This window comes from Chryseobacterium binzhouense (assembly GCF_007474545.1).
Classification (GTDB): domain Bacteria; phylum Bacteroidota; class Bacteroidia; order Flavobacteriales; family Weeksellaceae; genus Chryseobacterium; species Chryseobacterium binzhouense.
In genome coordinates, this window is the sequence record NZ_VKOG01000001.1 from 1,001,022 (window position 1) to 1,013,335 (window position 12,314).

At 32.2% G+C, this 12,314-nt stretch carries 7 protein-coding genes; all 7 read left to right on the plus strand.

What is annotated here, in order from left to right:
• Nucleotides 1-53: 53 nt before the first annotated feature.
• The 7 genes from FNE73_RS04585 to FNE73_RS04615 all read left to right on the plus strand — a co-directional run bounded on the left by FNE73_RS04585 (nucleotide 54) and on the right by FNE73_RS04615 (nucleotide 12,291).
• A complete protein-coding gene (locus FNE73_RS04585; protein WP_143883584.1) occupies nucleotides 54-572 on the plus strand; it encodes an RNA polymerase sigma factor in 519 nt (172 codons plus the stop codon).
• 10 nt (nucleotides 573-582) lie between these two features.
• Entirely contained in the window at nucleotides 583-2,931 is a 2,349-nt protein-coding gene (locus tag FNE73_RS04590; protein WP_143883585.1) for a T9SS type A sorting domain-containing protein, read from the plus strand.
• A gap of 74 nt (nucleotides 2,932-3,005) precedes the next feature.
• Entirely contained in the window at nucleotides 3,006-5,777 is a 2,772-nt protein-coding gene (locus FNE73_RS04595; RefSeq protein ID WP_143883586.1) for a hypothetical protein, read from the plus strand.
• Nucleotides 5,778-5,826: 49 nt separating this feature from the next.
• Nucleotides 5,827-10,353: a TonB-dependent receptor plug domain-containing protein gene (locus tag FNE73_RS04600; protein ID WP_185147285.1), complete on the plus strand. Its 4,527-nt coding sequence runs from the start codon at nucleotides 5,827-5,829 to the stop codon at nucleotides 10,351-10,353.
• Nucleotides 10,354-10,504: 151 nt separating this feature from the next.
• On the plus strand, nucleotides 10,505-11,008 hold the full coding sequence (locus tag FNE73_RS04605; RefSeq protein WP_143883588.1) for a GbsR/MarR family transcriptional regulator: 504 nt from the start codon (nucleotides 10,505-10,507) through the stop codon (nucleotides 11,006-11,008).
• Between the two features lie 140 nt (nucleotides 11,009-11,148).
• Entirely contained in the window at nucleotides 11,149-11,961 is an 813-nt protein-coding gene (locus tag FNE73_RS04610) for a DCC1-like thiol-disulfide oxidoreductase family protein (protein WP_143883589.1), read from the plus strand.
• Nucleotides 11,962-11,967: 6 nt separating this feature from the next.
• Nucleotides 11,968-12,291 (plus strand): SRPBCC family protein, encoded by a 324-nt coding sequence (locus tag FNE73_RS04615; protein ID WP_185147286.1) that lies wholly within the window; start codon nucleotides 11,968-11,970, stop codon nucleotides 12,289-12,291.
• Nucleotides 12,292-12,314 lie beyond the last annotated feature (23 nt).

Genomic DNA, 12,314 nt, shown 5'->3' on the forward strand with positions numbered 1-12,314 from the left:
TGTTTCCAACCAAGATTAAAATTCCTGCATCTATTAAAGTATAAAGCCAGACTATGGAACAAAAACTACTAATAGAATGCCAGCAAAACGACCGCAATGCACAGCGCAGGGTTTATGAAAAAATGGCGGGCAAACTATACTCGGTTTGCAAGCGCTACCTGAAGAATGATGAAGATGTTGAAGAGGTACTCGCAGATACTTTTTACAAAATTTTCACCAAACTCAATCAGCTGAATAATCATGAAATTTTCGAAGCCTGGGCAAAAAAAATTGCGGTGAACGAATGTCTGCAAAAATTGAGAAGTATGAAAGCACTGAATGTTTCTTTGGAAGAAGAGTTTATCGAATCAGCGGATTCTCCTACAGACAGTATTTCTTTCGAGAAAGATATTTTGAGGCTTCTCAATTTTCTTCCGGAAGGTTGTCGGGCGATTTTTAATCTCTTTGCAATTGAAGGTTATCCACACAAAGAAATTGCAGCGATGCTTTCAATCAGTGAAGGAACTTCAAAATCCCAGCTGAATTTTGCGAGAAAAAAACTTCAGGAACTCTTGGTTAGTCACAACATTTAAACTTTATACAATGGAAAATAATCACGATATAGATAAAAAATTCAATAAGGCTTCTCAATCTCTGGAAGAGCCTGTTACTTTTCAGGGTTTTGATAAAGTCTGGGCTAAAGTTGAAGAAAAATTAGATAAAAAAGAAGACAAAAAGAGAATCCTTCCAATTTGGTTTCCTTACGGAATTGCTGCGAGTTTAATTATCGGTTTGGGTGCATTTTATTTTATTAATAAAAATGATGTTTCTGAAATTGAAAAACCAGCTATCGTTCAAAATACAGTTTCACCTAAAACGAATTCAAACGTTCAGACGATTGACAGTACGGTGAAATCGAATATTGAAAAGGAAATTGATGCTCAAAAACAAGTACAAAATCCTGAAATTTTGGCTTATGAAGATGTAAATATTACAAATTTTGATAAAGGATTGAAATTAATAGAAAAAGGATTAATTACTACAAGCGAGAGCAAATATATTAAGCCGGCAGAAATTAATCTAATATTTCCTCAAGTTCCTGTAGATAGTGGTTTTAAAGAAAAGAATATTGAGGAGGTTTTAGTTTTAGGATATAGTAAAACGGCAACTAAATCTTCATCTGTTTCTTCTTCAGCAGGGAGCGGAAATCTTATTGCAAGTAATTCACCGAGTGCAGGATTTTTAAATTCTATAAGTGGAGCAGCTCCGGGAGTATCAATAAGTTCTTCTTCTGGAACTCCGGGATCTTCCAAAAATGCTATTCTTATTCGGGGAGCTGCATCAATTAAAGAACATTCAGAACCATTATATGTCATTAACGGTGAAATCGCAAGCGGCGAAAAATTTAAAAAACTAAAACCGGAAAATATCAAGGAAGTTTCAATAATTAAAGATGCGACAGCAACTTCTATTTATGGGAGCAGAGCCACAAACGGCGTTATTGTAATCTCCACAAAAGATGCTTTAAAATCAAAGAATAAAAAGTTTAATAAATTTTTAAATAAACTTTTTCCCAAAGCTAAAACGGATATCACAGATAAGCCAGAAGAAAAAGAGGAAATACTCCCAAAAGCCGGACAATTGACTGCAGGAGAAGCAAACGATTTTTCTAAATGGAGCTATTGGATGGATATTGCTGTGCCTGCTTTAGAAAGATATAAAGACGAGTGGAAATTTTTTCCTGAAAAAAGAATATCTGTACAATTGGTAAATAAAAATAAAAAACCGATTGTTGGAGAAAAGCTAAAATTGATTAATGATAAAAATGAAGTTGTTTGGGAATCCATTACAGATAATCTAGGAAATGCAGAATTATGGATTAATCCAATGAATGGTTCTGATCAGAATCCAGAAAAATATATTTTGAAAGATCAATCAAATAATATAATCAGTAATAATCCCAAAGAATTCAAAAACGGACAAAACCTTATAGTTCTTGACAAACCATGTCTTGAAAAAAGAGCTTTAGATTTAGCTTTTGTAGTTGATGCAACAGGTTCGATGGGTGATGAAATTGCTTATTTACAGGCTGAACTTTTGGATGTTCTTAAAAAGGTTGAATCTAATCTTAAAAACACAGAGGTAAGATATGGTTCTGTTTTTTACAGAGATAGAGGGGATGAGTATGTAACCAAAAAATTTGAATTTAATGATGATGCGAATCAGCTTTTGAAATTTATTAAAGAGCAGAATGCTTCAGGTGGAGGTGATTTCCCTGAAGCTGTGGTTGAAGCAATGGATGTTTCTGTGAATGAGCTGAAATGGAGCAATGAAAATTCCACTAAAATCATGTTTTTAATTCTTGATGCACCTCCACATCAATCAGAAGAAAATATTGATAAACTTTTTAAATATATAAAAACTGCTGCTCAGAAAGGAATTACCATCATTCCCCTTTCTGCAAGTGATATTGATAAACAGACAGAATATCTCATGAGGACTTTTGCATTGATGACGAACGGCACTTATACATTTCTGACCAATCACAGTGGAATTGGGAACAATCATATTGAGCCTACTGTAGAATCTTATGAGGTAGAAAAGTTAAACGATCTCTTTCTAAGACTTATTTTACAACGGGCATCGCTCACCGAATGCGATAAAAATATCTCTCAGAATTATCTGAACAAAAAATTGGAAACAGAAGCGGGTAGCCAGGTTGAGCATCAGATAAAAATTTTTCCGAATCCAACCAATGGTCCCGTAAACATTATTTCGGAACTACCAATACATGAATTATTTGTTTATGATTTAGCAGGAAAAATTATCATGAACAAAGAGAAGCTTTCCGGAAAAAGTGCGATTGATATTTCATCTTATCCTCAAAGTGTTTATCTCATTAGAGCCAAAACAGAAAAAGGATGGGAAACATTTAAAATCATTAAAAACTAATAAAAGATGATTTCACAAAAAAAGAAATTTCTTCGGGGATTTCTTTTTTTTCTCTATTTTTAGACATATTATCTATGATGAAAAAAGTTTATCTGTTTTTACCTGTATTTATGGTTCAGTTTGTCTATGCGCAGGATTCTCAACGTTATTTTTCGGGTACATTTTATAATGAAAAAAAGAAACCTCAGAATTTTCTAAAGGTTTTTAATAAGAATAAAGGAGTTTATGAATTAACCGATGAGAAGGGTTTTGCGATTATTCAGGCTGATGTAAGCGATACCTTGGTCTGGAATAACGGCAAAAATATCCAGGTGGTTTATAATGTCTATGAACTAAAAAATATTCTCGAAAGACAGATAAACAGGAAATATGTAGAAAGTATCAGTTCCAAAGATTATGACAATCTGATTAAAAAGCCTGAATCGGATAAATTCAGCGTTGAGAAATCTTATGATTCTATTAGGAATTATTCAGATTACAGTCTTTCTGCGGTCAGAAAACTGAAATTAAAATCAGATTCTACCTACAAACTTAAAAGGCAGCCTGAAAAATTTCTCGTTTTTAACGGGAGTTTCAGCAGTTCATTAGATATAAAAAACAGAAACCGTATTCCTAACACTCAGAACAGATATGTTCAGGGAAGATCAGAAAATGGGTTTTTAGTTTGGAAAGGTCCAGAGACAGGTGAAATGTTCAGTTTCGGACCGGATATTTCAACTTTAGGCTATAACGGACAGCCTTATGAATATGATGTTAACGGACAATTAATCAATTTGTCCAACGGAATTTCTCCTGCAAAAGCTTACAATAACAATCTCTTTAGAACTACAGTTGGTTACAGCAATCAGCTGAACGTCAATGCAATTATTAGGAGTAACGGTTACAGCGAAAATGCAAGACTTTCTTTGAATATTGTACAGCAAAAAGATCAGATGTATTTTATAGATCAATTTGATATTGTAAATTCTTTTAAGGCGAAATTCAGCACTGAACTTTTAAAGTTTAAAATCAATGCAGGATTTAATTATGAAGAAAATAAAGCAACCAATACCAACAGAATCGGACTTTTCAACAGGGTGTATCAAAATTCTCTTTTAACGCCGGTTTCATTTTCAAATCAGCAAAATGCTTTTTTAAGTAATGGCTTACAGAGAAGTTACAGTCCAACTGCAGACAACCCTGAATTTCTTTTTAAGCAGGATAATAAATACAATTATTACGAAAATGTGCGACAACTTAATTTTGATGTAAGTAGACAATGGAGAGGTTTTAAACTCAATATCAGTCAGGCTTATGACGATCAGGAAATTGCGCATCGTGATGTTTATAAGATTTCAACAACTGGTTTTCAAAACGGATTATACAATATAAGAAATCAGAAAAATGAATTTTACAATTCAAATATTTCAGCGAATTATGATTTGCAGGGTGGAGATTTGACGAATAAATTCAGTCTAAATCATATCTTAAATGACCGGAAAATCAATATTGGTCATAGTTTAGATACAAATTATTTTTATCAGCGAACTTCTCAGGATTATATTTTTAATTATAATTTGGATTTCGAAGATTATAATAATATAGAATTCGGGGTTAATCTGGGAAACTCATTTTATATTTCAAACACTTCTATAAAAAACAATTATTGGCTGCCAAAAGTAAATGCTTACTTCACTTTTAAAGATGTTTTAGGTTGGAATAATTTGGATATTCAATTCATGGGAGCGCATACTCAGTTATCTACTGAAGCTGAAATTGCAAAATCATATTCATCATATACTACTACACAGTTTTCTGCACAAAACGCATATCAATATTTTCCCATTAAAGAAGTTCAGACCTTTAATAATCTCTTGAATATTAATATCAAAGAGTCTAAAACAGGTTTTAAAATTATTTTATTTAATCCACGACTCAGTTTGATTGCAGAATATTTCAACCGAAAAATTTACGATGATGTATTTCCTGTCTTTGAAAACCAGAATTTAGTCTTAAAAAATCTTGCAGACCATACATATGACGGGTATGAAGTTAATTTTAATTACGATAACATCATTCGTAGTCAAAGTATCAGTCTAAGCAGTAAAGCCTCATTCTTTAAATACCGGGATATGGTGAATCGTGTTAAATCAGGATATAATAATCTGATGATTTCAGGCTTCACTGATATTTATAAAACTTTGACTGAGGGTGAGGTTTTAGGTGCAGTTGCGGGAAGTTATTATGAAAGAAATACAGATGGAAATGTAATCATTGATAACCATGGTTATCCGGTAAAAGCTTCAGGAACGAAAATTATTGCAGACCCGACTCCGGATTTTGTGATGAAATTTTCCCATAGTCTCACCTATAAAATGTTTGCTTTGGATGTGAATTGGGAATGGAAAAAAGGTGGTCAAATCTGGAACGGAACTCAGGCTGTTCTTGATTATTATGGTCGTTCTCAAACTTCGGCAGACGAAAGAAATATTAAAAATTATGTTTTCGAAGGGGTTAATTCTAATGGAAATGTCAATCAAATTCCTGTTGATTTTTATAATCCTAATTTGTCAGTCAACGAGAATCGCTGGACGAGATATGGTTTTCTTGGTGTTGCGGAATATTATGTGCAAAAATCTGATTATATAAGAATAAATGATATTGCACTTTCTGCCTATTTTGATGTTGGAAATTTGAGAAGAGCTTTGGGCGTGAGTTTTTATGTTAACAATATTTTTATTTGGCAGGCAAATACTGGTGTGGATTCTAACCAGAATTTTTATGATTTTGATAACAGCAGAGGTTTGGATTTTTTCAATCTTCCGTCTTTTAAAACGTATGGTTGTACGGTTTCTTTTAAATTCTAATTGAATGTCACCAAAACCAAAAGTATTTTCAAACTTAAAACGAAATTCAATGAGATTCAATATTTTATCTTACATAATCCCTGTTTTAATTCTACTTTCAAGTCCTTTTTGTAAAGCGCAAAATAAATTCAGCGACTTCAAAAAGGAAAAAACATACATACAGACCAACCATGTTTTTTACAAACCGGGAGAGGAAATGTATTTTAAAATTTATATTGTTCAGGCAGAAAACCAACTTCCGACAGAGCAATCTAAAGTTGTCAATTTTGAAATTGTCGATCCTAGCGGAACGGTGGTGAAAAAATCTAAGTATGAAATTAAAAATGGTCATGCAGAAGGATATTTCTATTTCGATAATGACATGAAAGGCGGAATTTACAAGGTAAGAGCTTTTACAGCCTGGATGCAGAATGAAGCTGGAAAAAATGTTTTTGAAAAAGAAATTACACTTCAGAAAATTGTTTCTCCACGAATTTTAATGAAACTTGATTTTCCTAAAAAAGGTTATGGAGCCGGAGATGAGGTTTTGGCAGATTTTTCAATAAGAAGTTTAAGCAATCTCCCGATTCCATTTTACGAGGCTAATTTTACAGTAATGCATCAAGGCGAAAAAATTACTGAAGGTAATTTAATTACTGATAAAGAAGGAAAATACTTGTTGAAATTTCAGCTTCCTGACGTTTTGAAATCTCCTGACGCTCTTTTGAATATTAAAGTTAATTTTGACGGTTTCACAGAATCTATTTCCAGAAATATTCCAATAGTTTTAAATAATCTTGATTTAAAATTTATGCCTGAAGGCGGAACTTTTATCAATGGAATCGAACAAAACATCGCTTTTAAAGTTTTGGATGAATTTGAAAAGCCTGTAGACGCTGTTTTAGGGATTTATAACCAGAATAATCAGAAAATTTCTGAAGTTTCAGCCTACAATTTCGGGATGGGAAGCTTTTATTTAACTCCAAAAAATAGTGAAACGTATTATGCAAAAATTTTAAAACCGGAGAATATCAGTCAGATTTATCAGCTTCCTGCCGCAAAAGATGATGGAATTGTTTTTAATGCTAAAAAAGAAAATCAAATTATCCGTTTGATCGTCAACTCGACCTCCGAAAGAAACATTTTAATCTCCGGGAATTTTCGTGAGAAAGAAATTTACACTAAAAACTTAAGCTTAAAAAAGGGCTTAAATCAAATTGATATTTCTGAAAAAGAATTCCCAATCGGAATCTGCAGGTTTACGATTTCAGAGAATAATATACCACTTGCCGAAAGAATTGTTTTTACGAATGAAAGTAAGCAGATGAAAGTAAAGGTTACTCCGGTCAAGAAAAATTATTTACCGAGAGAAAAAGCGATTGTTAATATTGAAACTTCCGATGAAAATAACAATCCAATCCCTGCAAATCTTGCCATATCAGTGATTGACGATAAATTGTGGACTTATGCAGATGATAAACAAAATCATATTCTGTCATGGCTTTTAATGGATTCTGAATTGCGAGGGAAAATTGAAAGACCTCAATTTTATTTTGATAAAAAAGAAGAAAAAGCGGTAAAAAGTTTGTACTTGGTTATGTTAACAAACGGTTATCGATACTTTGAAATGAATTCTGAAGTGAAAAAGACAGGAAACTACAAATATCTTCCTGAAAAGAAAAACCCGATTTACGGCATCGTTGAAGATGAAAATAAAAAGCCTGTGAAAGCAGAAGTTTATTTGGTCAGCAGTAATTCCAAAATAAAAAAACAGATTACTTCCGAAAACGGATTGTTTTATTTTTCAGATTTGAATCGGAATGAATATTATTTTGTTATTGCAAAATCTGCAGATCAAAAACAGAAAGTAAAAGTGAGAATGTTATCTTATAAACTCAATATAAATCCTTTAGTAAAGCAATCTTTAGAAAATATTGATGTAGATGAGATTATTAAAGAAGCAGAGATTAACGAGAAAAAGCCTTCAATTTCTCAAGAAATAGAAGGTTTGCGGAAAACTTTACCTTCAGTGAATTCTAAATCGGATACAATTAATAAAGAACAAAAAATTGAGGAAGTTGTAGTTGTCGGTTACAAAACGGTAAAAAAAAGTGTAGCAACTTCATCAATTGTGAATTTAAACCAACGACCGAACTCAAATGTTCTCAATATAGCTCAAGGGCAATTAGCTGGAGTCAATATTTCTACAGGAACAGGGCAACCAGGTACAACACCGTCAATTGTTGTAAGAGGACTTGGTTCTTTAAGTGGAAATACTGAGCCTTTATATGTAATTGATGGTTTTCCAACAAATACTAATGCTTTTAGAATCCTAAATCCGAACGATATCAATTCGATGGAAGTTTTGAAAGATGCAGTAGCCACATCAGTCTTTGGTAACCGCGGCTCAAACGGAGTAATCATCATAAACACAAAAAAAGACAGAAACTCAAACCTAAAATTCAATATCACGCCCCAAAGTTATTTTGCGGTAAAAAATATTCCAAATGACAGTTTAGTCAGTTATGAATATTCACGGCAGTTTTCATATCCTGTTTATGAGTCAACCAATACCGGATATCGTCATGATTACAGGGAAACTTTATATTGGAATCCAGTTGTTGAAACTGATAAAACCGGAAAAGCTCAGATTGAATTTTATCAGTCTGATGCCAATTCAGCTTTCAGAATTATGACGGAAGGAATTTCCGCAAACGGATTAGTCGGAAGAGACGAAACGACTTATGCTGCGCAAAGTTTAATTTCCATTGATGCTAAAATTCCGCAATATTTAACACGGACAGACCAAATGACAGTTCCTGTTGTTGTCAAAAATAATTCTTCGGAAATCCGAACTTTGAAAATGGATGTGATCGTTCCTAATAATATTAAATTGATGAAAGCTGACAGTTTAATTACTTTAAAACCTTTGGAATCCGGAAGATTATTTGTAACCATGCAGACCGATAAACTGATTAATTCTAATATTCAATTTGCTGTAAAGTCTGGAGAATCCAGAGAAACAATGATTTTGCCTTTGAAAGTTGAGGAAAAAGGTTTTCCGTATCATTTTTCAATAATAAATAATAAAAATGAAAATTTTAAAATTAATATTCCGGAATATATCAACGGAAGTTTTGTGTCGTCTTATTACGTTTATGAAAATTCGGCATTGCAGATGTTTGAAGATTTAGAAAGAATAAAGCAAGAACCTTACGGATGTTTTGAGCAGCTCTCATCAACGGTGTATCCTAATATTTTTATTCTGGATTATTTGAAGTCTACGAAAAAAATTGATCCGAATACTGAACTTAACGTTATTAAAAATATGAAAAAAGGATATCAGAAAATGCTATCCTATAAAAATAAAGATGGCGGTTTTTCATATTTTGGAGGTAATGAATCTGATGTTGCGTTGTCTGCATTTGCTTTGTTAGAATTCAGAGATTTGAAAAAATATGTGAATGTAGATACAAAATTAATTCAGAATTTAAGTTCATTTATTTTATCAAAAAAGAATGCAAACGGACTTTTTGAAGTGAGAAAAAGCTACGAAATGACAACTGTCTATTCCGAGTATTCATGGTCGAGAAATATGTATGTTTTGTACGCGCTTTCTAAACTCGGATTTAAAAATGAACTGCTTCAAAACTATGATTACAGCTTAAAAAGAGTTTTAGCAACAAAAGATTCATATCAATTGGCTTTGATGGCAAATACAGCAAAAAGTCTCGGAAAAAATGAAGATTATACTCATCTCATTGAAATTCTTAATAAACAGTATGCTGATAAAAATATAAACGTAAAAACTACTTTCACAGGTTCAGCAGGGATTTCAGCCAATGCAGAAACGCTTTCGCTTTATATGATAGCATTGCAGAAAAATGAGAAAAATAATCAGCTGAAAATCGCTGAAGTTGCGGATGAATTGATTAATTATAATGGTTATTACGGCTTTGGTTCAACTCAGGCAACATCTTTGGCATTAGAATCATTATCCGATTTCTTTGCTAAAAATGAGAAGCTCTACGGAACTGATCAACCTACTATTAAGGTAAATAATGTAGTTGTTTCAGATAAAAACAACAGCTTTGCATCAGCTTTCAGAAAAGGAGAAAATGATTTGAAAGTTGACTATAGCTATGAAAAAGGTTTACCATACAAATTAGATTATCAATATTATACTTTAGAAGCTCCAAAGAGTGAAAATATTCCGATAATCTTAGAGACAAAGCTGAAATCTCAGGTTTCTAAAGTAGGAGAGACCAACAGAATGACAGTGACGATAAAAAATAAAATCAATAGTCAATTGCCGATGACAACAGCAAAAATCGGAATTCCTGCAGGCTTAACTCTTCAAAATGCTTTGATGAAAGATTTAATTGATAAAAAGCAGGTTTCCTATTACGAAATTTTTGATAATTATCTTGTTTTGTATTGGGAACATTTCGATAGCAATGAAACGAAAACAATTAATCTTGATTTAAAGGTAGAATTTGCTGGAGAATATACAGGAAAAGCAAGTAATGTATATCTTTACTACATGCCGGAATCTAAGTTTTGGAATGAAGGAATCAAGGCGGTAATATATCCGTAATTTTAAAGATTTAATTATATAGAAGTGGCTGTTTTAAAACTAAAATCAGCCACTTTAATTTAAAGGCTAAGATTTTAAAATAAATTTTCAAAAATTATTGAAAATTCAAAAAGTATTGTTATCTTTGTAATAGAAATTTAAATATAAAAAGATGCAGCTTTCAGAAGCCAAAGAAAAATATATTCAAACTTGGGGAACATTTGCAACCAATTGGGGAATCAATCGTACAATGGCACAGGTTCACGCTTTGCTTTTGGCAAGTGGAAATGCACTTTCTACGGATGAGGTGATGGAGCAACTTGAAATTTCCCGAGGAAATGCCAATATGAATTTACGAGCTTTAATGGACTGGGGAATTGTAAGAAAAGAATTTGTAAAAGGTGAACGAAAAGAATATTTTGTTGCTGAAAAAGATGTATGGTTTTTGTTTAAACAAATTACCAAAGAAAGAAGAAAACGGGAAATTGAACCTGTTATTTCTTTTCTGGAAGAACTGAAAAATATTGAAGATAAAGATTCTGAAGAAGCAAAGGAATTTATTAAGCTGATGAACGATTTTAGCACTGTAACGGGAAAAATCAACAATATAATGGATCTGGCTATTAAAAGTGATGATCATTGGCTGGTTGGAAAAATCACTAACTTATTAAAATAGAAAGGACTAAAATCCTTTTTTATTTCATAAAAACTTTCAAAAATTATTGAAAATATTATAATTATGAAAAATTTAATCATTCATTTGTTTCTGATTTTATATTTCGGAATTAATACAAAACATTAAAAAAACAAATAATCATGAAAACTCTCAACAACCACACGCTCATCTACGATAACGAATGTCCATTGTGTAATCTTTATTCAAAAGGTTTTATAAAAAGTGGAATGCTGAGTGAAAATGGAAGGGAAGCCTTTACTGAACTAAGCTTAAGCAACGAAAAACTCATTGATCTCAACCGTGCAAAAAACGAAATCGCATTAGTTGATTATAAAAAAAATACGGTAATCTACGGGTTAGACAGTCTTTTGCTTATTATCGGGAATTCGTTTCCGACATTAGAAAAAATTGCCAGAATAAAGCCTTTATATTGGTTTTTCAAGAAATTATATTCTTTCGTTTCTTATAACAGAAAACAGATTATTCCTTCTGCTAAAGATCATTCTGTGAAAGCTTGTGTTCCAGATTTTAGCCTCAAATACAGATTAGCTTATATTACTTTCGTTACATTTTTTTCTTCCTATATTCTGAGTGCTTTCAGTGGAAATTTAGGGTTAAACCTGCAACAGAATTTTGGCAGAGAACTCTTCATTTGTTTGAGTCAGATTATTTGGCAGACCATATTTTTAAAATCATATTTAAAAGAAAAATTCTGGGATTATCTTGGAAATATGATGACCGTTTCTCTTATCGGAACTTTGCTGCTGATTCCAGGTTTACTTTTCAGCTTTAATTCATTATCAGCAATAGTTTATTTTGGAATTGTAGTTTTCATTATGTTTTTAGAGCATTTAAGAAGGTGTAAAGTTTTACAATTAAATTTTCTTCCCACTATTTCGTGGATGATTTTCAGAATAACAGTTTTGGTCATCCTTATATTGATTAATTATTAAAGTAAAATGTCAAAAATTCACTTAAAAACAATCATAAAAGCTGATATTGAGACCGTTTTCGATTTGGCGAGGGATATTGATCTCCATCAAAAGTCAGCTTCACAAACCAATGAAACAGCAGTTGCAGGAAAAACTTCAGGACTTATTGAGGAAGGTGAAAGCGTGACTTGGAGAGCTAAACATTTAGGTTTTTACCAAACGCACACATCAAAAATTATTGAAATGCAAAAACCTCATCAATTCACGAGAAATCAACTTATAAAATCAATTGCCGAAAATGAATTTGAAAAAAGGAAAGTGCAAAGCAATCGTGCAAATATTAATTACTAGAGATGCCGAAATATCTCAAGACG

Coding starts and splice junctions, on each gene's coding strand:
- FNE73_RS04585 (WP_143883584.1), top strand. CDS start 54: ATGGAACAAAAACTACTAATAGAATGCCAGCAAAACGACCGCAATGCA.
- FNE73_RS04590 (WP_143883585.1), top strand. CDS start 583: ATGGAAAATAATCACGATATAGATAAAAAATTCAATAAGGCTTCTCAA.
- FNE73_RS04595 (WP_143883586.1), top strand. CDS start 3,006: ATGATGAAAAAAGTTTATCTGTTTTTACCTGTATTTATGGTTCAGTTT.
- FNE73_RS04600 (WP_185147285.1), top strand. CDS start 5,827: ATGAGATTCAATATTTTATCTTACATAATCCCTGTTTTAATTCTACTT.
- FNE73_RS04605 (WP_143883588.1), top strand. CDS start 10,505: ATGCAGCTTTCAGAAGCCAAAGAAAAATATATTCAAACTTGGGGAACA.
- FNE73_RS04610 (WP_143883589.1), top strand. CDS start 11,149: ATGAAAACTCTCAACAACCACACGCTCATCTACGATAACGAATGTCCA.
- FNE73_RS04615 (WP_185147286.1), top strand. CDS start 11,968: ATGTCAAAAATTCACTTAAAAACAATCATAAAAGCTGATATTGAGACC.